Genomic DNA, 23,881 nt, shown 5'->3' with positions numbered 1-23,881 from the left:
CGGCTTTACCTGTGCGTGCGGCCCAGGTGAATTTCCCTGGCGCCCGCTCGTTCATTAAGTCAGGCGCCGACATGGCGCACATCCCGATTTCGCCGCCTATGCGGCCCTGGCCTGAGGTGACCGGACATGAGTGAACTGCTGAGCTTTGCGATCGAACCCCTGGACGCTGCACGCGGCAACCTGCCACTGCTGGTGCGCGCGCCGGAGCCGGGCATCGACCTGCTGGAAGCCTTTGCCGAGTTGCAGCCGCTGGTGGACCGGCACCTGCTGCAGGCTGGCGGCATCCTGTTTCGCGGCTTCGAGGTGGGTGGTGCCGAAGCTTTCCGCCAGTTCGCCGCTTCTTTCGGTCACCCGCTGCTCAACTACGAGTTTGGCTCCACCCCGCGCAGCAACGTGACCAAGGGCGTGTACACCTCCACCGAGTACCCGGCGCACCAGAGCATCCCCCTGCACAACGAGCAGGCCTACACCCTGGAATGGCCGATGAAGATCTGGTTCTACAGCGTGATCCCCGCCGAGACCGGTGGCGAGACGCCGATTGCCGACAGCCGCGAGGTGTACCGGCGCATGCCGGCGCGCATTCGTGAGCGGCTGGTGGAGAAGGGGCTGATGTACGTGCGCAACTACGGCAACGGCCTTGATGTGGAATGGTCGCAGGTGTTCAACACTGAGGACCCGCGCCAGGTCGAGGCCTATTGCCGGGCGCATGCCATCGAGTGCATCTGGAAGGATGACGGCGAATTGCGCACCCGCCAGCGCTGCCAGGTGGTGGCGCGCCACCCGGTGACCGGGGAGGACGTGTGGTTCAACCAGGCGCACCTGTTCCATGTGTCGAACCTGCAGCCAGAAGTGCGCGAGTCGTTGATGGACATCGTCGAGGAAGAGGACCTGCCGCGTAACGTGTACTACGGCGACGGTACGACCATCGAGGATTCGCTGCTCGATGAAGTGCGCGGGGTGCTGGATGAATGCACCATCAGCTTTCCTTGGCTGGAGAATGATGTGCTGATGCTGGATAACATGCTCGCGGCGCATGCGCGGTCGCCGTTTACCGGCAAGCGCAAGGTGGTGGTGGCGATGGCGCAGGGGCATTCCGAGTTGTTGCGCTGACAGTTCTCAAGGTGCTGCAAGGCCCCTGTGGGAGCGGCCTTGCGTCGCGATGCGCCGTGCGGGCGGCGCTCGATCTCACAGGCGCTGAAGCTGTCATGGCGAACACCTGTCAGCCCAGATGCCTTCCCAACCCATGCCCCTGCAACCTACAAGAATTCCAGACTCTTCCTACGCCTCGGGACTGGCAACTCCACCTCCTGCGAAATACCCTACAACCTCTGTCGACACGCGTCTGATTGTTCCTGCAAATCTCCCACTCTAGGCTTTGCCCGTCGCTGACGGTTCAGCGATCGGGTGTGGAAACCTGCAGCAAGCATTTCAGGTTATGTCGTTCATGGCGGCTGTACCCGGGAGGCCTCGTGCCTACCGAGTTTCTCTGAATGCACTCGGGTTTCCACCCCGTGTACAGCCGCCACCCTTCGTGTGGAAACGGAAGAGGCGGTCAACGAGCATTCAGGAAAACCCATGACAGACGAAACCAAAACCACCCCCGGCGTTACCTACTTCTACCAAGGCGAAGGCCAAACCCATCCGCTGTTCCGTATCGCTGAGGGCATCCCCTGCCGCAGCGCCCGGGAGCAAGCCTCGGAACTGATGGGCTATGCACGCGACTTGTCACTGACCGGTTTGATGGATGGCGATCAGCAGATGCTCTGGGCATCGCATTACTTCGCAGCCATGGCCAAGGCGCTGCTGGATGATGCCGAGTTGGGTTTGCTGCGCTGATCCTTGTATTGGCTGGGCTGGCCCTTTCGCGGCTAAAGCCGCTCCTACAGGGATTGTGTATGCCTCAGGTTATGCAGAATGCCTCAGGCTGTGCACAACTCCTGTGGGAGCGGGCGTGCCCGCGAACACCGGCGCAGGCGGTACCATACAATCAGTGGCAAACCGATCTTTACGTCATTTAGTGGTTGGCATAATGAGAAATTAGTGCAAGTAGAGCGGCGGAGGGCGACCAGCTGATAATTATCCATAGCCCGTTTGCCCAAGTAATTTGAGCGTTCCGCAGACCTGTTGGGTCACCTTCATAAGCGTTGGCTGCTTGCTGAATTTGCACCAGCGCTACCAAGGTTAAAGTCACAGACGTGACCAGAAGCGCGAGCGGCAGCATGAACATGTTATAGAGCGATTGGCTTTCCTCCGGCTGGTCGGGTGCCCAGAATTGCCAGCTGACGAAGAGCAGGTAAGGTACCCAATATCTCAATGTCACTCCAAGCGCTGTACCTTCGACGGTCAGATCCAATTCTTTGCTATAGGTGATTGCTCTTTTCATTAGGGGGTAAATCAAGAAAGAGCCAAACACGCCGCAGAGCAACGGGATTAGAGTAAGCCCGCTTTGTCCGCGGATAAGTCTCCAGTGGCAATAGCTCCAATAGGGTATATAAAGGCCCCAGGTTAAGCAGGTCATGGTGATCAGCTTCGATGTAGAGACTACGTGAAGTCGGTGTTTTTGAATGCGCTGGTTTGCTTGAGGTTTGGTATTATATGAAAGATTTGAGTTCATCTGTTTGGTCTCTCAGTCTAGCAGTTTCATCAGGTAATAGATGGCTATCCAAGCGATGCCAATGGTGTTTAGTGATGATGCAATAAGAATTTTTCTTCTTAACTTTTCAGGGAATTGTAAATGGTCTTGCTCATCCAATAGCCCGCTGCGAATGCTTGAGGCGGGGGACCCAATGGCGCCAGCGATTACAGAAATAACTAGAACTCTGGAACCTATTTTTTTCTCTCCCCACATGCCGGTCGCAAATGGAAGGCACGCGCTCCGTTGGAGTGCTGAGGTCATTTCTTTATATTGGCGAGAGCACGCAATGTGAAGGTCAGATACAAGCCCGATTAAGGCGAGGCAGATAGGAGTGCCTAACAGAAATAGTCTTAGTTTTACGTCAAGGTAATCAATCATCTCCAAAGACCTCGAAGACTAGTTCTCCGAACTCCTCACCCGCTTCCATACCACCGATGCTGCCGGCCAAGGCGCCTCCACCAGTGATCACTATTCCGCATGCTACGGCGTAGGGTCCGACTCTCCAGCAAACCTTCGCAGAGATTCTGCTCGCAATTTTTCCTGCCAACCAGCCACCAGCTAAACCACCGGAGAAATTACCTGCCTCAGAAACGCTGACTTTTTTACAGGCATTTGTGTTGCCCTCTTTGCACACCTCTGAAATTTTCAGGGCAGATCCGCCACCGCCAATAGCAATGCCAATACGCCCTCCGGCTTTTAAGTATTTAGCCAGCTTGGCCAGCTTGTCTAAGTGTGTCGAGTAGCCAGGGATATGTGTCGGTCCTCCCGCTTTGCTCCAGTGGTGCACCAAGCTTCTCGAAGAGATTCCCAAGTCCCGGCGCAGACTTTCATAGTTTCCGAGATTGAGGTGTTTTTTTAGAAGGGTCGCATTCAAGTTTGCACTCAATTGCGTGAACAGCTTTTGACGTTCTGCAAAGAACTCAGGGTGCCGAAGATGTCCGTGCTTGACGAATTGGACTTTATGGAGCTCTTCGATTTTTTTCAAAATGGTGCTGAGTTCATCCAGCGACTTGGCAACCATCGCCTCGCTCACCCCCATCGCCAGGCTCACATCGCTGAGCAACGCAGCAATCTCGGCTTGATGGCGCATCATGAATTCCGCCTCTTCGGGCGTCAGTTCCGCCAGTGCTTCACGAGCTTGTTTTGCTGCACTCATCGCAGACAGTTCTTCCCGAGTGCACACCGGGCGCCTCAAACCATCGCCAATGACAAAGATCTCGCCCGCCTTGAACCCCTGCTGATAGGTCGGGTTCAGCCGCTCCAGAATTGACCGAGGCAGGTTGGCCTGCGGCGCGCCCAGCTCTGCCAGGACTTCCTGGTATGACATGCAGCGCGGAACGATGTAGAAGCCGGGCTCCATGCCTTGAGGAGTGGGCGAGGGCTGAACCACCTCAGGCTGATAGGTACTTCTTATCGGGTTACCCGTCTGGGCCTGTGCTGGTGCCTCACGAACAGGCTCAGATGCGGGTGCCCCGCGCGAAGCCGGAGGTGCGTACCCACTTGCAACCAGGCGATTGCTGCCCTGTGGGCACCCACATTGCACCAGTGCTCCGTCCAGAGCCGTGGGAATACCATCCTGTCGCCAGCGGACTTCGCCCTCGACGATGGTGCCCGCTTGTCCACATAGCGGGCAGGGTGTGGTCGGGTCGCCTTGAAGTAGCCAGTCGCGGCCATGCACACGGCCCCTGGCTTGGCTGGCAATGCAGATGGCGCCTGTGGTGGTTTCGTCGCCGTCCAGGCCTTGGTATCGGCCGAAGATGTTCATGCGCATGCTCATGGCTCGCCTCTTTTTCAGGTGGAAGCCAGGAACCTAGCAGGCGGTTGGCGGGTATTTTCGGGGTGGTGGGGGTTTAGGAAGGGTCCTACAAGGAATAGAGATTTGGACTACGTCATTTTATTGATGGCAATGCTGGCCTCTTCGCGGGCATGCCCGCTCTCATAGAACAACACATAAATCATTGATTTAGCAGGGCTCTGTGGGAGCGGGCGTGTCGAGGCGTCGAACCGCCGCGAACACCGGTGGAGCCGGTGCTATACACCGCGTTGGCAGCTTCGCGGTACTGACAAAGCCAGTCTGTTGCTTGTACCGGCCTCTTCGCAGCACAAGGCTGCTCCTACAACGGACGCGTCAGGCGAGCGATATTTGTTCTCTGCGCGACAGCGCAGCCCAAAAGGGCTGGGCAATCTCCCACGGGGGTAGCGTCCGGTCCTGGCTGGCGCCATTCCTGTAGCGGTTATGGCCTTGCTCAGAGACCTTGAAACCTGCGCGGTCGGTGTGGGAGCGGGTTTACCCGCGAACACCGGCGCAGCCGGTGCCAGCCACCGCGTCGCCTGATTCGCGGGCACGCCCGCTCCCACAGGGATGGTGCTGGGCCTAAGGTTGGCGCCACTAAATCACCCCCCCACACCTTCGTCTGACAGTTACCGCTCGACTGCCAGGACACCGCTCGACATGAATGCCGACCAAACGCTCAAGCTCGCCCGCCGCTTCATCGAACTCAGCCCCGACAAGCGCCGCCTGTTCCTCAAGGCGCTGCAGGGCGAGGGCATGGATTTTTCCGTGCTGCCGATTGCGCCCGGGGTGGAGGTGGCCGAGCGTGACCAGCTGTCGTACGCCCAGCGGCGCATGTGGTTCCTCTGGCAGCTCGACCCGCAAGGTGCGGCATACAACCTGCCCATGGCCGTGCGCTTGACTGGCCCGCTGGACCTGGCCGCCCTGCAGCACGCCTTCGATGCCCTTGTGGCCCGCCACGAAACCCTGCGCACCCGCTTCGTCGCCGACGGCGATGACGTGCGCCAGCAGGTCGAGGCCAGCGCCGCCCCGTTGCAGCTGCACCAGGATGCCTTGGCCGGCCTGGACGAGGGCGCCCGTCAGGCCGCCATCGAAACCATCGCCGAAGCCGAAGCCCTGGCCCCCTTCGACCTGGCCAGCGGCCCGCTGCTGCGGGTGCGCCTGCTGCAACTGGCGGCACAGGAGCACATCCTGCTGCTCACCGTGCACCACATCGTCGCCGACGGCTGGTCGATGAACGTGCTGATCGACGAATTCCTGCACCTGTACGACGCCGCCGTGGCCGGCAGCGAAGCCCGCCTGGAACCGCTGCCGATCCAGTACCGCGACTACGCCCTGTGGCAGCGAAGTTGGCTCCAGGCCGGTGAGCAGGAGCGCCAGCTGGCCTACTGGCAGGCCCGCCTGGGCGACGACCATTCGCCGCTGGAATTGCCACTGGACCGAAGCCGCCAGGGCCGCCCCAGCTATCGCGGCGCGCGTCACGAGTTCCCCATCGCAGCAGATGTCGCCGAACGGCTGCGCGGCCTGGCACGCAAGCATAACGTCACCCTGTTCATGGTCCTGCTGGCCGCCTTCAAGCTGCTGCTGCAGCGCTACAGCGGCCAGTCGGCGATCCGTGTCGGCGTGCCCATCGCCAACCGCAACCGCGCCGAAAGCCAAGGGCTGATCGGCTGCTTCATCAATACCCAGGTATTGCACACCGAAATCGACCCACTGCTGGACATCACCGGCCTGCTCCAGCGCGTGCGCGAAACCGCCCTAGGCGCGCAAAGCCACCAGGACCTGCCGTTCGAGCAACTGGTAGAAGCCCTGGACCTGCCGCGCAGCAGCGAGAGCCCGCTGTTCCGTGTGCTGTTCAACCACCAGGCGCAGGTGGCGGATGTGCAGGCCATCGAGACCCGCTCCGGTTTGCACCTGGCGCCGGTCAACCTGGCAAAGCACAGCGCCCGCTTCGACCTGGCGCTGGACACCCATGAGCGAGCGGGGCAACTGCACGCAGCGTTCACCTATGCGACCGACGTGTTCGATACGGCCACCGTCGAAGCCCTCGGCGAGCAGTGGCTGGCCCTGGTGCAGGCATTGGCCGACGAAGCGGGTGGCGCAGTCGGCGAGCTGCCATTGCCAGGCCTGGCCCCTGCCATCGGCGCGCCTGCGCAGGCTGACGCAACGCTGCTGGTCCACCAGCGCTTTGCCGCCGCCGTCAGCCGCCACCCCGAACGCACGGCGGTGATGGCTGCGGGCGAGCAGGCCAGCTTCGCCGAACTCGATGCCCGCGCCGAAGCCATTGCAGGCCGGCTGGTGGAAGCCGGAGCAGGGCCGGACACACTGGTCGGCGTGCTGGCCGACCGCAGTGTCGGCATGCTCGCCGGTATCCTCGGCGTGTTCAAGGCCGGTGGCGCCTACCTGCCACTGGAGCCCGAGCAGCCGGCCGAACGCTTGGCCTACATGCTTGCCGACAGCGGTACGCGCCTGGTACTGGCGCCCGGTACCTGGCAGGCCGAACTACCCGAGGGCGTGCAGCGCCTGGACTGGGCGCAAACCGGCAACGGCAGCGCCGCCCGTATCGCCCCGGCGCCGGCCAACCTGGCCTACGTGATCTACACCTCCGGCACCACCGGCCAGCCCAAGGGCGTGGCGATCAGCCATGGCGCCCTGGCCAACTACGTCAAAGGCATCGCCGCACGTTTGCCGGTCGAGCGTATCCGCAGCATGGCCCAGGTCTCGACCCCGGCTGCCGACCTTGGCCACACCATGCTGTTCGGCGCCTTGTGCGGCGGCCACACCCTGCATTTGCTGCTACGCGAGCAGGTGCTGGATGCCGAAGGCTTCGCCGCCTACCTGACCGAACACCAGGTAGACGCGCTGAAGATCGTACCGTCGCACCTGGAAGCCATGTTGGTGGCTGGCCGCTCGGCGCTGCCGGCACAGTGCCTGGTGCTCGGCGGCGAGGCCATCAGCCCGAGCCTGCTGGGCAAGGTCCGCAACCTGGCCCCGGCGCTCAAGGTGTTCAACCACTACGGCCCGACCGAGACCACCGTCGGTGTGCTGGTCGCCGAACTGAACGGGCAGGCCAGCCTCGGCCAGCCACTGGCCAACACCCGCGTCGCGGTGCTCGACCGCTGCCTGCAACCCCTGCCGGCCAAAGCCAAGGGCGAGCTGTACATCGGTGGCGCCGGCCTGGCCCGTGGCTACCTGAACCGCCCGGCACTCACCGCCGAGCGCTTCGTTCCCGACCCGAGCGGCCACGGCCAGCGCCTGTACCGCAGCGGTGACTGGGTTCGCCAAGGCAGCGACCTGCAGTTCGCCGGGCGCATGGATGGCCAGGTGAAGGTCCGTGGCTATCGCGTGGAACTGGCCGAAATCGAAAACCAGCTGCGTGCCCTGGGCGGTGTCGCCAATGCCCTGGTGCGCGTGCATGGCCAGGGGCCGCAACTGCAACTGGCTGCCTGGCTGGTGCCCAGCCAGATGCCGGCCGATAGCCTGGCCTGGCAGGAATCGATCCGCGCCAGCCTCAAGCGCCTGCTGCCCGAACACATGGTGCCGACACACCTGATGGTGCTGGAGCACCTGCCGGTCACGGTCAACGGCAAGGTCGACGTCAAGGCGCTGCCGGAACCTGCCGCCACCCAGGTGGCCTATCAGGCGCCGCAGACCCCGCTGCAAACGCAATTGGCACAGATCTGGGCGCAAGTCCTGCAAGTACCGCAGGTAGGCCTGGGCGACAACTTCTTTGCCCTTGGCGGCCATTCACTGCTGGCCACCCAGGCGGTATCGCGGATACGCAAGCAATTGGGCGTGGATATTCCGCTGCGCAGCCTGTTCGACACCGTCGACCTGCAGGCCTTCGCCCAGGCCGTGGCCGAAGGCGAGCAGGGCGCAGGCCTGGACATCGAAATCCTCGATCGCCAGCAACCGCTGCCAGTGTCCCCCTCGCAGAACCGCCAGTGGCTGTTCTGGAAGCTCAACCCCGAAAGCCTGGCCTACAACACGCCGATGGCCGTGCGCATGCAGGGTCACCTCGACCACTGCGCCGTGCAGGCTGCGCTGGATGCCTTGGTAACCCGCCACGAATCGTTGCGCACTGTTTTCGTCGAGGCCGACGGCCTGCCTTGGCAGCGCATCCTGCCGGCTGCCACGGTATCGATCGGTTTCGAAGACCTCAGCGGCCAGGACCACGCCGCGCAGATGCGCAAGCTGGAAGCCGAAGCCTTCGTCCCGTTCGACCTGGAGCACGGCCCGCTGCTGCGCGCACGGCTGTTCAAGGTGCATGCGCAGGAGCACCTGCTGTCATTGACCTTGCACCATATCGTCTCCGATGGCTGGTCGATGAGCCTGCTGGTGCGCGAGTTCGCCGCCGCCTACAACGCCGCCGCCACGGGCCAGGCGCAAGCCGTCGAGCCGCTGCCGGTGCAGTACGCCGACTTCGCCGCCTGGCAGCGCAAGTGGCTGGCCGAGGGGCAGATGCAGGCGCAGATCGACTACTGGAAGGCCCGCCTGGAAGACGACTTCGAAGTGCTGGAAATGCCTGCCGACCGCATTCGCCCGCAGGTAAAAAGCTACCAGGGCAGCCGCTTCGACGTGCGCCTGCCACAGGCCCTCACCGAGCGCCTGCGGGCACTGGCGGTGGCATCCAACGCCACATTGTTCCATGTGTTCCTGGCGGCCTATGCCATCGTGCTGTCGCGCTACAGCCGCAAGGGCACGCTCAACATCGGTGTGCCGGTCACCAACCGCAACCGCCTGGAGCTTGAAGGGCTGATCGGCTTCTTCATCAACGTGGTCGTGGCTCGTATCCGTGTCGATGGCAGCCAGCCGTTCTCGCACCTGCTGGCGGCGATCAAGGAGACCACCCTGCAGGCCCAGGCCAACAAGGATGTGCCGTTCCTCGAAGTAGCCGAGGCGCTGTATCCGGAGCGTGACCAGGGTGTGAACCCGTTCTTCCAGGTGCTGTTCAACCACCTGCGCGACCTCGGCGAGCAGGTGTCCAGCGATGCCGTGCACGGCCTGCAGGTCAAGGAAGTGGACCTGCTGGAGCCGGGCGCGCAGTACGACATATCGCTCAACACCCTGGAGCGCTCCGATGGCGTGACGGCCTCGTTCAACTATTGCACCGACCTGTTCGATGCCGCACGTATCGAGCGCATGGCCGGGCATTGGCAAGCACTGCTGGAAGCCATCTGCGCCGAACCACAATGCTGCATTGCCGAGCTGGACTTCCTTAGCAGTAGCGAACGCCAGCAGCTGACCCACGGCTGGAACCCGGCGCCCCAGGCTGGCAGCGGCTTGTGTGCGCACCAGCTGCTGGCGCGACAGGCCCACGAGCGGCCGGATGCGCTGGCGCTGATCTTCGACGACCAGCAGATGACCTACGCCGAACTGGACCGCAGCAGCAACCAGCTGGCTCACCGCCTTCGGGCGCTGGGCGTGGGGCCGGACTGCCTGGTTGGCGTGGCTGTCGAGCGCGGCCTGGGCATGGCCCTGGCGCTGATCGCCATTCACAAGGCGGGTGGCGCCTATGTGCCGCTGGACCCGGACTACCCGCAAGAACGCCTGGCCTACATGGTCGAGGACAGCAATATCGGCCTGCTGCTGGCCGATGCGCCCTCGCGTGAGCGCCTGCAATTGGGCAAGCAACTGCCCTGCGTGGTACTGGAGCCGGGCACCGAGTGGTTGCAAGCCTGGCCCGCCGAACCGCTGGCCAACCTGGCGGCACCGCACAACCTCGCCTACGTCATCTACACCTCCGGCTCCACCGGCATGCCCAAGGGCGTGGCCATCGACCACCATGCCCTGTCGCAGTTCTGCCTGGTGGCCGGCGACTATTCGCGGCTTACCCCGGACGATCGCGTGCTGCAGTTCGCCACCATCAGCTTCGATGGCTTCATCGAGCAGTTCTTCCCGCCGCTGGCCCAGGGCGCCTGTGTGGTGCTGCGCGACTTGCGGCTGTGGGACACCGCCACCCTGCTGGACGAGATCAACCGCCACGGCGTGACCGTGGCCGACCTGCCAGCGGCCTACTGGCGCCTGCTGGCGCTGGAGCGCCGCGCCCCCGAGGCCTATGGCCGGCTGAAGCAGATTCACGTGGGGGGAGAAGCGGTGCCGGAAGATGCCCTGCGTGCCTGGCTGGCCGATGGCCCGCCAGCAGTGCGCCTGCTGAACACCTACGGCCCGACCGAAGCCACCGTGGTCGCCACCACCTACGATTGTTCGCAGATGACCGTGGAGCAGATCAGCCTGGGCGGCGTACCGATCGGCCGTGCCTTGCCGGGGCGTACCCTGCATGCTCTGGACGATGGACTGGCGCCGACACCGGTGGGCGTGCCCGGCGAGCTGTTCATCGGCGGGGCAGGGTGCCTGGCGCGCGGTTATCACCAGCGGCCGTCACTCACCGCCGAGCGTTTCATCCCCGACCCGTTCGACCCGGTTGGCGGTGGCCGCCTGTATCGCACCGGCGACCTCGGCTGCTACGACGAAAACGGCCAGTTGGCCTATCGCGGCCGGGTCGACCACCAGGTGAAGGTGCGCGGCTTCCGTATCGAGCTGGGCGAGATCGAGCAGTACCTGCGGGCGCACCCGGACGTTCGCGAAGCCACCGTGCTGGCCATCGACCTGCCCGGTGGCAAGCAGCTGTGCGCCTATGCGGTGCCGGCCGAAGGCTACCGCGGCGATCTGCGCCAGGCACTGAAGCAGTACCTCAAGGCCAGCCTGCCGGACTACATGATCCCGGCCTACCTGGTGACCCTGCCGAGCATGCCGCTGACCCCCAGCGGCAAACTCGACCGCAAGGCGCTGCCGCTGCCCGACCCGAACCAGCCACAGCATGACTACCAGGCGCCGCAGACCGAGCGGCAGCAGCAGCTCGCGAACATCTGGGCGCAGTTGCTGAACGTTGCCCGGGTCGGCCTGAGCGACAACTTCTTCGAGCTGGGCGGCCACTCCTTGCTGGCGGCCCAGGCAGTGTCGCGGATCAACGTCGAGCTGGGGCTGGACATACCCCTGCGGCTGATCTTCAGCCACCCCGAACTACGCGCGTTCGCCCAGGCACTGGACGAGCAGGGCCTGTCGCTCTCCGACGATGGCCTGAGCGATATCGAACACATGATGAATGCATTCACAGAGGCCTGACATGGAACTCACTGCCGCACAACGTATCGCCCAACGTTTCGTTGGCCTCCCTGTGGAGCAACGCCAGCAGATCCTGGAAAAGATGCAGGCTACCGGCCAGAGCTTCCGCCTGCTGCCCATCGTGCCCGCGCGCCAGGGCCTGGCGCGTATTCCGCTGTCGTACGCCCAGCAGCGCCTGCTGTTTCTCTGGCAGCTGGAGCCCGACAGCCCAGCCTACAACGTGCCGATGGCAGTACGCCTGAAGGGCGCGCTGGACCAGGCAGTGCTGCAGCAGGCGCTGGATGCGCTGGTGCAACGCCACGAATCGCTGCGCACGCGCTTTGCCTCGGAGGAGGGCGAGTTCTACCAGGAAATCCTCGAGCACAGCCCGCTGGCGCTGGAATTGCTGATGCTCGACGGTGCCGCCGATGAGACAGCGCTGAGCGTGGCCGTGGACGCCGCCCTCAAGCAGCCCTTCGACCTGCTGAGCGGCCCGCTGCTGAGGGTGACCCTGCTGCGCGTGGCCGCCGATCACCACGTGCTGGCAGTGAGCATGCACCACATCATCTCGGACGGCTGGTCCAGCGATGTGCTGGTGCAGGAATTCATCCAGCTGTACAGCGCCCTGGCCGAAGGCCGGCAGGCCGAGTTGCCGGTTTTGCCGATCCAGTACGCCGACTACGCCATCTGGCAGCGCGCCTGGCTCGAGGCCGGTGAAGCGCAGCGCCAACTGGCCTACTGGCAGGCCCAGTTGGGCAGCGAGCAGCCGGTGCTGAGCCTGCCGCTGGACTTCGAGCGCCCGGCAATTCCCAGCCAGCGTGGCGCGGTGGTGCGTGTGGATATCGGCGCCGAACAGGCCGAGGCCCTGCGTAGCCAGGCGCGCAAGGGTGGCCACACGTTGTTCGTGCTGGTACTGGCAGCCATGGCGGTGGTGCTGTCGCGCTACAGCGGCCAGGCCGACATCCGCATCGGTGCCCCGAACGCCGGGCGCAACCGCAAGGAGCTGGAAGGCCTGATCGGCTTCTTTATCAACACCCAGGTGCTGCGCGTGCAGGTGGACGAGCGCGCCACCTTCGCCGCGCTGCTGGAGCAGGTAAAAGACGTGATCGGCGGCGCCCAGTCGCACCAGGAGCTGCCGTTCGAGCACCTGGTCGATGCCTTGCTGCCCGAGCGCAACCTGGCCCACAACCCGCTGTTCCAGTTCAAGATCAACCAGCACGTGGCCGCCAGCGATGCAGGGCGCAAGCGCCTGGGCACGCTGGAGGTGGAAGGCTTTGCCCGTGACGGCGGCGATGCCCGCTTCGACCTGGCGTTCGACTTCTCCGACAAGGCCGACGGCATCGAAGGCTATTTCACCTACGCCACCGACCTGTTCGAGCAGGCCACCATCGAACGCATGGCCGCTTCGCTGCGCCAGGTGCTGGATGCGCTGATCCGTGACCCGCAGCAGGCGATCGTCGACAGCCCGCAATTGGCGACGCTGCTGCCGGCGGCCACGCAGGCCTACCCGCACGGCGACTTCCTCGCCTTGTGGCGCCAGGCAATGGCGCAAGGCCAGGCCCACGGCGGTGTGCGTGCCGGTGACCGGTTCATGACCCAGGCCGGGCTGGAGGCGGCGTCCAACCGCCTGGCCGACTACCTGCGCCAGCACGGCGTCGGTGCTGGCAGCATCGTTGCCCTGTGCCTGCCGCGCTCCATCGAGTGGGTCGGCGCCTTGCTCGCGGTGCTCAAGACCGGCGCCGCCTACCTGCCGCTGGACACCCAGCAACCGCAGGAGCGCCTGCAACAACTGATTGCCGACAGTGGCGCCGCCGTACTGCTGCATGAGCCGGGCGACCAGCGCTTCGCTGGCCTGGACGGCGTGCAGCTGATTGCCTGCGATCACACCGCCTGGGCAACCTGCAGCGACAGCCCGGTCGAGGTGGCCATCGCCGCCGAACAACCGGCCTATCTGATCTACACCTCGGGCTCGACCGGACAGCCGAAAGGCGTGGTGGTCAGCCACGGGGCGCTGGCCAGCTACACCCAGGCGGTGCTGGAGCGCCTGCAACTGCCGGCCGCGGCGAGCATGGCGATGGTGTCCACCACCGCGGCCGACCTGGGCCACACCGTGCTGTTCGGTGCCTTGGCCTCGGGCCGCCTGCTGCACTTGTTGCCACAGGAACTGGCGTTCGACCCGGATGGCTTCGCCAGCTACATGGCGCAGCACCAGGTCGGCGTACTCAAGCTGGTGCCGAGCCACCTGCAAGGTTTGCTGCAAGCGGCCCGCGCCGCCGATGTGCTGCCCACCGAGGCGTTGATCCTGGGTGGTGAGGCATGCAGCTGGGGCCTGTTGGAAAAAATCCGCGAACTGCGCCCGGCCTGCCGGGTCATCAACCACTACGGCCCGACCGAAACCACTGTCGGCGTGCTCACCTTCGAGCCGGGGCAGCCGCTGCCAGGTTGCCGCACGGTGCCGGTCGGGCGCCCGCTGGGCAACGCCTGCGCCCAGGTGCTGGATGGCTACCTCAACCCGTTGGCGGCGCAGGTGCCCGGTGAGCTTTACCTGGGCGGGCAAGGCGTCGCCCAGGGCTACCTGGGCCAGCCCGCATTGACCGCCGAACGCTTCGTGCCGACCGAGGGTGGTGCCCGCGTGTACCGCACCGGCGACCGCGCGCGGCTGACTGCCGATGGCCTGGTCGAGTTCATCGGCCGTGCCGACGACCAGGTGAAGATCCGCGGCTATCGCGTGGAGCCAGGTGAAGTCGGCCGGGTGCTGGCCGGCCTGCCTGGTGTCAACGAGGCCGTGGTACTGGCCTTGCCATTGGAGGGCGATGCCGAGCGCTTGCAGCTGGTGGCCTACGGGGTGGCCGACGCAGGCGTGACCGTGCAGCAACTGCAGGCGCAATTGCAGGCACGTCTGCCGGACTACATGGTGCCGGCGCAGATACTGCTGCTGGAGCGCCTACCACTGACCGCCAATGGCAAGCTCGACAAGCGCGCCTTGCCGGCACCGGGCGCGGTCAGCCGTGGCTATGTGGCGCCACAAGGCGATATCGAGGAGAAACTGGCCGCAGTGTGGGCCGATGTGCTCAAGCTGGAGCAGGTCGGCAGCACCGACAACTTCTTCGAACTGGGCGGCGACTCGATCCTCAGCCTGCAGATCATCGCCCGGGCCAAACGCCAGGGCATCAGGATCACCCCCAAGCAGCTGTTCGAACAACAAACCATCGCCCAGCTGGCCCAGGTAGCCAAGCGCATCGAGGCCAAGCAAGCGGTTGCGGCCGCAGCCGTGGACACTGCCACCAGCGGCGAGGTGGCATTGCTGCCGGCCCAGGCGCGTTTCTTCGAGATGGAGGTCGCGCAGCCGGCGCATTGGAACCAGTCGGTGCTGCTCAAGCCGGCCGGCCCGGTGCAGGTGCAACACCTGGAGGCAGCCCTGCGCGCCGTGGTCGAGCAGCACGATGCCCTGCGCCTGCGCTTCAGCCGTGGCGAAAGCCAGTGGCAGGCGCGCTTCCAGCCGCTGGACAATGCACCACTGCTGCGCCAGCGCAACCTGGCAGTACTGAGTGAACTGGACGCCGCCGGCAACCAGGTGCAGGCCAGCCTGAACCTGCAGCACGGGCCACTGCTGCGTGCCGAACTGTTCGACTTCGCCGATGGGCAGCAGCGCCTGCTGCTGGTGGTCCATCACCTGGTGGTCGACGGTGTGTCGTGGCGGGTGTTGCTGGAAGACCTGCAAGCGGCCTACCGGCAATTGCTGAACGGCCAGGCCGTGAGCCTGCCCGCCAAGACCACCTCGGTGAAAACCTGGGCCGAGCGCCTGGCCAGCCATGCCGGCAGCCCCGCATTGCAAGCACAGCGCGACTACTGGCTGCAGGCGCTAGCCGGCGACCACGCCGAACTGCCGCGTGACAACCCGCTGGGCAGCCTGGCCAACACCCATGCCCGTAGCGCCGCCACACGGCTGGATGCCGAGCGCACCGCCAAGCTGCTGAAACAGGCCCCGGCGGCCTACCGCACGCAGATCAACGACCTGCTGCTGACCGCGCTGGCGCGCACCCTGTGCCAGTGGAGCTCACAGGACAACGTGCAGGTACTGCTGGAGGGCCATGGCCGCGAAGACCTGTTCGACGACCTCGACCTCAGCCGCACCGTGGGCTGGTTCACCAGCCTGTTCCCGGTGCGCCTCACACCCGGCCAGGAGCTTGGCCAGTCGATCAAGGCGATCAAGGAACAACTGCGCGGCGTGCCGGACAAAGGCCTCGGCTACGGCCTGCTGCGTTACTTCGGCGATGCTGAAGTGCGTGACCAGCTCGAGCGTGCCGCCCAGGCCCGTGTCACCTTCAACTACCTGGGCCAGTTCGATGCCAGCTTCGATGCCGAGGCCGGCGCCCTGTTCACCCCGAGCGGGGAAAGCACAGGCCGTACCCAATGTGCCGGTGCTCAACTGGGCAACTGGCTGAGCATCACCGGCCAGGTGTACGGCGGCGAGCTGTTCCTGGAGTGGACCTACAGCGCCGACGTTCATCACCCGGCCACCATCGAGAAGCTGGCCCAGGCCTACGGGCAGGCCTTGGCAGAGCTGGTCGAGCACTGCTGCGATGCGCGGCACCAGGGCGTGACGCCGTCGGACTTCCCGCTGGCCGCGCTGACCCAGGCGCAACTGGACAGTCTGCCCCTGGAGGCCGGGCAGATCGCCGATGTGTACCCGCTGTCACCCATGCAGCAGGGCATGTTGTTCCACACCCTTTACGACCAGCAGGCCGGCAACTACATCAACCAGCTGCGCGTGGATGTGGAGGGGCTGGATGTGCAGCGGTTCCGCCAGGCGTGGCAGGCCACGCTCGATGCCCACGACATCCTGCGCAGCGGTTTCGTCTTGCAAGGCGAACTGGAGCAGGCCGTACAGGTGGTACGCAAGGCCGTCGAACTGCCGTGCAGCGAGCATGACTGGCGTGGCCAGCCGGCGTTGGAGCAGGCATTGCAGGCCGTGGCCGAGGGTGAACGCCAGCGCGGTTTCGACCTTGCTGCCGCGCCGCTGCTGCGCCTGGTACTGGTACGCACGGGCGATACCCGCCACCACCTGATCTACACCAACCACCACATCCTGATGGACGGCTGGAGCACCTCGCGCCTGTTGGGCGAAGTGCTCCAGCGCTATGCCGGCCTGGCTCCGCAGGCCCAGGCCACGCACTACCGCGACTACATCGCCTGGCTGCAGGGCCAGGACGCGGCCGTTGCCGAAGCCTTCTGGAAAGCCCAGCTTGCCGCCCTGGACGAGCCAACCCGCCTGGCCCAGGCTATCGCCGGCAGTGCTGGCGCAAGCGGTAGCGGCCATGGCGACCACCGCCTGGCCTTCGACCCAGAGCACACCGCGCGCATCGAAGCCTTCGCCCGGGCCAACCGGGTCACGGTCAACACCCTGGTGCAATCGGCCTGGCTGCTGCTGTTGCAGCGCTGCACCGGCCAGGCCAGCGTGTGCTTCGGCGCCACGGTCGCCGGCCGCCCGGCAGACCTGCCGGGGGTGGAAGAACAGATCGGCCTGTTCATCAACACCTTGCCGGTGATCGGTGCCCCGCGTGCCGAGCAGACCGTGGCCGAGTGGATCGGCCAGGTGCAGGCCGGCAACCTGGCCGTGCGCGAGTTCGAGCACACCCCGCTGTACGACGTGCAGCGCTGGGCGGGGCAGGGCGGTGACGCCTTGTTCGACAGCATCCTGGTGTTCGAGAACTACCCGGTGGCCGAGGCGCTGCAACAGGGCGCGCCCGGTGGCCTGCGCTTCGGCGACGTGGCCGTGCACGAGCAGACCAACTACCCGCTGACCCTGGTGGTGGAACTGGGCACCACGCTGTCGATGCAGTACAGCCACGACCGTGCGCTGTGGAGCGACGAGAGCATTGGCCGCCTGGCTGGTTACTTTGCCAACCTGCTGCAGGCGCTGACGGAGAATGCTGACGCGGTGGTTGGCGAGTTGCCAATGCTGGGCCTGCCAGAACAGCGACAGATGGTCGAAGGCTGGAACGAAACCCAGGCGACATACCCGGACGAGCGCAGCATTCACCAGCTGATCGAAGCCCAGGTGTTCGCCACCCCGGATGCCCCGGCGCTGGTCTTTGGCGAGCAGACCCTCAGCTATGCCGAGCTCAACCGCCGTAGCAACCAGCTGGCGCACAAGCTGCGCGAGCAGGGCGTGGGCCCGGATGTGCTGGTGGGCATCGCCATGGAGCGCAGCCTGGAGATGGTCGTCGGCCTGCTGGGCATCGTGAAGGCCGGTGGCGCTTATGTGCCGCTGGACCCGGAATACCCCCAGGACCGCCTGAGCTACATGTTCGAGGACAGCGGCATCGCCTTGCTGCTGACCCAGTCGCACCTGCACGAAGCCCTGCCGATCCCGGCCGGCCTGCGCAGCCTGGACCTGGACACCGAGAACTTCGACGGCTACAGCGATGCCAACCCGAATGTCGACGTGGCCCCGCTGAACCTCGCCTACGTGATCTACACCTCCGGCTCCACCGGCCGCCCGAAAGGTGCTGGCAACAGCCATCAGGCGCTGGTCAACCGCCTGTGGTGGATGCAGAAGGCCTACGGCCTGGACGCCAGCGACAGCGTGCTGCAGAAAACCCCGTTCAGCTTCGACGTGTCGGTGTGGGAATTCTTCTGGCCGCTGATGACCGGCGCGCGCCTGGTCATGGCCCAGCCCGGCGCGCACCGCGACCCGCAGCTGCTGGTCGAAACCATCAACCACCACGGCATCAGCACGCTGCACTTCGTGCCGTCGATGCTGCAGGCGTTCATGACCCACGAAGCGGTCGAAAGCTGCGTCAGCCTCAAGCGCGTGGTGTGCAGCGGTGAAGCGTTGCCGGCCGAGTTGGCCCGCCAGACCCTGCAACGCCTGCCGGCGGCGGGCCTGTACAACCTGTACGGCCCGACCGAAGCGGCGATCGACGTGACCCACTGGACCTGCCAGCCGGACGAAAGCATCAGCGTGCCGATCGGCCAGCCGATCGACAACCTCAAGACCCATATCCTCGAAGGCAGCCTGCAACCGGCGGTGCGCGACAGTGCCGGCGAGCTGTACCTCGGCGGGGTAGGCCTGGCCCGTGGTTATCACCAACGCCCGGCGCTGACCGCCGAACGCTTCGTGCCGGACCCGTTCAGCGACAACGGCGGGCGCCTGTACCGCACCGGCGACCTGGCGCGCTACCGCGCCGATGGCGTGATCGACTACGCCGGGCGCATCGACCACCAGGTGAAGATCCGCGGCCTGCGCATCGAACTGGGCGAGATCGAGGCGCGACTATTGGAGCTGCCGAGTGTGCAGGAAGCCGTGGTGCTGGCCCAGGACGGGCCAAGCGGCAAGCAGCTGGTGGGCTATGTGGTGCCTGCCGACAGCACGCAGGACGAAGGCGCGTTGCGCGACAACCTGCGCAAGGCGCTGAAGGCCGGCCTGCCGGACTACATGGTGCCGGCGCACCTGCTGCTGCTCGGCAAGCTGCCGGTGACGCCGAACGGCAAGCTGGACCGCAAGGCCCTGCCGCTGGCGGATGCCAGCCAGTTGCAGGGCGAGTACGTTGCGCCGCGGAGCGATCTGGAACAGCGGATCGCGGCGATCTGGGCGGATGTGCTGAAGCTGGAGAAGGTCGGCCTGACCGATAACTTCTTCGAACTGGGCGGCGATTCGATCATCTCGTTGCAGGTGGTCAGCCGTGCGCGCCAGGTGGATATCCAGTTCACGCCCAAGGACCTGTTCGAGGCCCAGACGGTGCAGGCACTGGCCCGGCTCGCCAACCGCGGCGGCAGTGTATCGATCGATCAGGGTGCGGTAACGGGCGTGACGCCGCTCACGCCGATCCAGCACTGGTTCTTCGAGCAGCCCGTTGTCGTGCGCCATCACTGGAACCAGTCGGTGCTGCTCACGCCCGGTGAAACACTGGCCCCGGCGACGCTCGATGCGGCATTGCAGGCATTGCTCGAACATCACGACGCCCTGCGTTTGCGCGTGTTCGGCCATGGGGTGGGCTGGCAGGCTGAATTTGCCGATGCGGGCTACTCCCAGTTGCTGTGGCATCGCGATTTCGCCAGCGTCGAGCAGTTGCAGCAAGCCGCCACTGAAGCCCAGCGCAGCCTTGACCTCGAGCACGGGCCGTTGATGCGTGCCATGCTCGCTGCGCTGCCTGACGGTAGCCAGCGACTGCTTTTGGTCATCCATCACCTGGCGGTAGACGGTGTGTCGTGGCGTGTGCTGCTGGAAGACCTGCAACAGGCCTACCAGACCCTGGCTGCCGGGCAGCCACTGCAGCTTCCGGCCAAGACCACTTCGTACAAAGCCTGGGCCGAGCGTTTGCAAACCTATGCCGCCGCGCCCGCATTGCAACAGCAACTGGGCTACTGGCAGGCGCAGTTGCAAGGGGCCAGCGAAATGCTGCCCTGCGACAACCCGCAAGGCAGCCGGCAACTGAAGCATGCGGCTTCGGTCAGCACGCGCCTCGACGTGGCAAGCACCCGACGGCTGTTGCAGGATTGCTCGGTGGCTTATCGCACGCAGATCATGGACCTGCTGCTGACGGCCCTGGCGCAAGCAGTTGGCCGCTGGAGCGGCCAGCCCGAAGTGCTGGTGCGCCTGGAAGGGCATGGCCGTGAAGACCTGTTCGCGGGTATCGACCTGACGCGTACGGTGGGCTGGTTCACCAGCCTGTACCCGGTAAAGCTGAGCCCGCAGGCAGACCTGGCAAGTTCGATCAAGACCATCAAGGAACAGCTGCGCGCCGTGCCTGACAAAGGCCTGGGCTATGGCGTGCTGCGCTACCTCGGTGATGCCGCGAGCCGCGAGGCCCTTGCAGCATTGCCTGAAGGCCAGATCGTCTTCAACTACCTCGGGCAGTTCGACGGCAGCTTCGATGGCGAAGCAGGCCTGTTCACCCCCGCCAAGGAGAACGATGGCGCCAGGCAGGATGCCGAAGCACCGTTGGCCAGCCTGTTGACCGTCAACGGTCAGGTATATGGCGGCGAGCTACGCCTGGAGTGGACCTTCAGCCAGGACATTCATCGCCGCGAAACCATCGAGCTGCTGGCGCAGGCTTACCAGCAGGCCTTGGCTGAATTAATCGAGCATTGCTGTGAGGGTGGACATCGCGGCCTGACCCCGTCCGACTTCCCGTTGGCCGACCTGACCCAGGCGCAGCTCGACCAGCTGCCGGTTGCCGTGGCGCAGATCGCCGACGTCTACCCGCTGTCGCCGATGCAGCAGGGCATGCTGTTCCACAGCATCTACGAGCAAGGCAGCGGCAACTACATCAACCAGATGCGCGTGGATGTGGATGGCCTGGATGTACAAGCCTTCCGGCAGGCCTGGGATGCTGCCTTGCAGGCCCACGACATCCTGCGCAGCAGCTTCATCTGGCAGGGGGACCTGGGCCAGGCGGTGCAGGTCGTGCGCAAGCAGGTGACACTGCCGTTCAGCGAATATGACTGGCGTACCGAGGATGAGCTGGCGCGGGCGCTGGACAGCCTGGCGGATGCCGACCGGCAGCGTGGCTTCGACCTGGTCGAGGCACCCTTGTTGCGCCTGGTGCTGGTGCGTACGGCGCAGGCACGTCACCACCTGATCTTCACCTGCCATCACATCCTGATGGATGGCTGGAGCACCTCGCAGTTGCTGGGTGAGGTGTTGCAGCGTAATGCCGGTAAACCTGTGGTGGCAGCGGCGGGCAGCTACCGTGACTACATCGCCTGGTTGCAGCGCCAGGATGGGGCGGCGGCAGAGCGGTTCTGGCAGGGCCAGATGGCCAGCTTCAACGAGCCGACGCGCCTGGCCCAGGCCGTGCGCAATGGTGAGCCTGATGGTCATGGCCATCACGTTCATCACCAGGCATTCGATGCAGGGCGTACCGAGCGGGTTGAAGCCTTTGCCCGTGCCCAGCGTGTCACCGTCAACACCTTGGTACAGGCTACCTGGCTGTTGCTGTTGCAGCGCTATACCGGGCAGTCGTCGGTCTGCTTCGGGGCCACGGTCGCCGGCCGGCCAGCGGAGCTGGCGGGCGTGGAGGCGCAGATTGGCTTGTTCATCAACACCCTGCCGGTGGTTGGTACACCGCAAGGCGAACAGAGCGTCGCGCAATGGATCGGACAGGTGCAGGCCAGCAACCTGGCCATGCGTGAATACGAACATACGCCGCTGTACGATGTGCAGCGCTGGGCCGGGCTTGGTGGTGAAGCCCTGTTCGACAGCCTGGTGGTGTTCGAAAGTTACCCGGTGTCCGAGGCCCTTCGGCAGGGTGCACCGAGTGGCTTGCAGTTTGGCCCAGTGCAGGTGCGCGAGCAGACCAACTATCCGCTGACCGTGCTGGTGAGCCTTGGCGACAGCCTGGCTATCCAGTACCGGCATGACCGTGCGCACTGGAGCAGCGAGGCGATCGAGCAGTTGGCCCATCACTTCGGTACGCTGCTTGACGCCCTAGTGAGTGACCCGTGTGCTGCACTCGGCGACCTGCCGCTGCTCGATACCGCGCAGCATCAGCGTATCGTGCAGGACTGGAACCGCACGGCGACCAGTTACCCGGCCGACCGCTGTATCCATCAGCTGTTCGAGGCGCAGGTGGTTGCTGCGCCAGGTGCAGTGGCACTTATCCACGGCGAGCAGACGCTCACGTATGCCGCGCTCAATGTACGGGCCAACCAGCTGGCCCACAAACTGCGCGAGGCTGGCGTGGGCCCGGAGGTGCTGGTAGGTGTCGCCATGGAGCGTGGCCTGGACATGGTGGTCGCGCTGATGGCCATTCTCAAGGCGGGCGGCGCCTACGTGCCGCTCGACCCTGGCTACCCGCAGGACCGCCTGGTGTACATGCTCGAAGACAGCCAGTCGATCCTGCTGCTGTCGCAGTCGCACCTGCTGGAGCGTGTGCCGACCAGCTTCCAGGCGCGCACGCTGCTGGTGGACCAATTGCTGCTCGACGGCTACGAAGCGGCCGACCCGGTGTGCGTGAGCACGCCGGACAACCTGGCGTACTGCATCTACACCTCAGGCTCCACTGGCAAACCCAAGGGCGTCCAGATCGAGCATCGCAATGCCGTGGCAATGATCGGCTGGGCGCAGTCGGTGTACAGCCAGCAGGACCTGTGCGGCGTGTTGGCGTCCACATCGATCTGTTTCGACCTGTCGGTCTGGGAGCTGTTCGTGACCCTGGGCTCGGGTGGCTATGCGGTACTGGCGGCCAATGCCCTGGAGCTGCCGCACCTGCCGGCCAAAGACCAGGTACGCCTGGTCAACACGGTGCCATCGGCCATCAAGGTGCTGCATGAAACCGGCCAGCTGCCGTCCGGTGTGCGCATCATCAACCTGGCGGGGGAGGCCCTCAAGCAGGGGCTGGTCGACGCGCTGTACGGCACTGGCCATGTGCTCAAGGTGTACGACCTGTACGGGCCTTCGGAGGACACCACCTACTCGACCTTCACCCTGCGCACCCAAGGTGGCCAGGCCAATATCGGCCGGCCGCTTTCCAACAGTGCCGTGTACCTGTTGAGCGAGGCCGGAACGCCGCTGCCGGTAGGGGTGGTGGGGGAGCTGTACATGGCGGGTGCGGGCCTGGCGCGTGGTTACCTGGCGCGCCCTGGGCTTACCGCCGAACGCTTCATCCCCGACCCGTTCGGTGGGCAGGGTGGCCGGCTGTATCGCACCGGCGACCTGGCGCGCTATGACGCCGACGGGGTCATCGAATATGCCGGGCGTATCGACCATCAGGTGAAGATTCGCGGCTTCCGTATCGAACTCGGTGAGATCGAGGCGCGCCTGCAACAACAGGACGCAGTCCGCGAAGCCGTGGTACTGGCACTGGATGCGCCGGGCGGCAAGCAACTGCTGGGCTACGTGGTGCCAGCCGATGCAGCGTCGGTTGCCAGCGAGGAAGCCCGGGCGGCGTTGCTTGACACCCTGCGCGCCAGACTGAAGGCCAGCCTGCCGGACTACATGGTGCCCGCGCACCTGTTGCTGTTGGAACGCCTGCCACTGACACCGAACGGCAAGCTGGACCGCAAGGCCTTGCCACAGCCTGACGGCAACCCGCGCCGGGCGGCCCATGTGGCGCCGGAAACGGAGCTGGAGCGGCGGATCGCAGCGGTATGGGCTGAAGTTCTTGGCCTGGAAAACGTATCTCTTACCGACAACTTCTTCGAGCTGGGGGGCCACTCCTTGCTGGCAACCCAGGCGGTAGCACGACTGCAGATCGAACTGGGTACGAACCTGCCACTCGCGTTGTTGTTCCAGACAGAGAACCTGCAGGCCTTTGCACAAGAGGTCGGCAGTCTCGGTACCCGAAACGACGGAGACCTGGATGAGCTCCAGGACTTCATGGCAGAGCTCGAGGCGGTTTGAG

7 protein-coding genes are annotated in these 23,881 nt (G+C 64.9%); 4 read left to right on the top strand and 3 right to left on the bottom strand.

The features are described from left to right. The first annotated feature begins 126 nt into the window (after positions 1-126). Together QN085_RS19235 and QN085_RS19230 are read left to right on the top strand one after the other, a co-directional pair. A complete protein-coding gene (locus QN085_RS19235; RefSeq protein WP_013973742.1) occupies positions 127-1,110 on the top strand; it encodes a TauD/TfdA family dioxygenase in 984 nt (327 codons plus the stop codon). A 465-nt stretch (positions 1,111-1,575) separates the two neighbouring features. Continuing rightward, on the top strand, positions 1,576-1,836 hold the full coding sequence (locus QN085_RS19230; RefSeq protein WP_015271332.1) for a DUF3077 domain-containing protein: 261 nt from the start codon (positions 1,576-1,578) through the stop codon (positions 1,834-1,836). 178 nt (positions 1,837-2,014) lie between these two features. On the opposite strand, the gene QN085_RS19225 is transcribed toward QN085_RS19230, so the two are convergent. From QN085_RS19225 to QN085_RS19215, 3 genes are read right to left on the bottom strand one after another with little or no spacing between them, the layout of a single operon-like run. Continuing rightward, on the bottom strand, positions 2,015-2,614 hold the full coding sequence (locus QN085_RS19225; RefSeq protein WP_031324590.1) for a hypothetical protein: 600 nt from the start codon (positions 2,612-2,614) through the stop codon (positions 2,015-2,017). 12 nt (positions 2,615-2,626) lie between these two features. Continuing rightward, the gene (locus tag QN085_RS19220) at positions 2,627-3,013 is read right to left on the bottom strand and encodes a hypothetical protein (protein ID WP_039615210.1); all 387 of its coding nucleotides are present in this window, start codon (positions 3,011-3,013) and stop codon (positions 2,627-2,629) included. Beyond that, positions 3,006-4,412, bottom strand: a complete 1,407-nt coding sequence (locus QN085_RS19215; RefSeq protein ID WP_082041814.1) for a PAAR domain-containing protein — start codon at positions 4,410-4,412, stop codon at positions 3,006-3,008. Before QN085_RS19215 ends, QN085_RS19220 begins: the two co-directional genes overlap by 8 nt. A 675-nt stretch (positions 4,413-5,087) precedes the next feature. Here QN085_RS19215 and QN085_RS19210 point away from each other — a divergent pair. After that, positions 5,088-11,552, top strand: coding sequence for a non-ribosomal peptide synthetase (locus QN085_RS19210; protein ID WP_285687885.1), 6,465 nt, complete (start codon positions 5,088-5,090; stop codon positions 11,550-11,552). Between the two features lies 1 nt (position 11,553). Continuing rightward, a complete protein-coding gene (locus QN085_RS19205; RefSeq protein WP_041505658.1) occupies positions 11,554-23,880 on the top strand; it encodes a non-ribosomal peptide synthetase in 12,327 nt (4,108 codons plus the stop codon). The last annotated feature ends 1 nt before the right edge of the window (position 23,881 follow it).

This window comes from Pseudomonas sp. M2(2023), from assembly GCF_030263955.1.
Classification (GTDB): Bacteria; Pseudomonadota; Gammaproteobacteria; order Pseudomonadales; family Pseudomonadaceae; genus Aquipseudomonas; species Aquipseudomonas asiatica.
This window is presented reverse-complemented; position numbering and strand designations above follow the sequence as displayed.

Coding starts and splice junctions, on each gene's coding strand:
- QN085_RS19235 (WP_013973742.1), top strand. CDS start 127: ATGAGTGAACTGCTGAGCTTTGCGATCGAACCCCTGGACGCTGCACGC.
- QN085_RS19230 (WP_015271332.1), top strand. CDS start 1,576: ATGACAGACGAAACCAAAACCACCCCCGGCGTTACCTACTTCTACCAA.
- QN085_RS19225 (WP_031324590.1), bottom strand. CDS start 2,614: ATGAACTCAAATCTTTCATATAATACCAAACCTCAAGCAAACCAGCGC.
- QN085_RS19220 (WP_039615210.1), bottom strand. CDS start 3,013: ATGATTGATTACCTTGACGTAAAACTAAGACTATTTCTGTTAGGCACT.
- QN085_RS19215 (WP_082041814.1), bottom strand. CDS start 4,412: ATGAGCATGCGCATGAACATCTTCGGCCGATACCAAGGCCTGGACGGC.
- QN085_RS19210 (WP_285687885.1), top strand. CDS start 5,088: ATGAATGCCGACCAAACGCTCAAGCTCGCCCGCCGCTTCATCGAACTC.
- QN085_RS19205 (WP_041505658.1), top strand. CDS start 11,554: ATGGAACTCACTGCCGCACAACGTATCGCCCAACGTTTCGTTGGCCTC.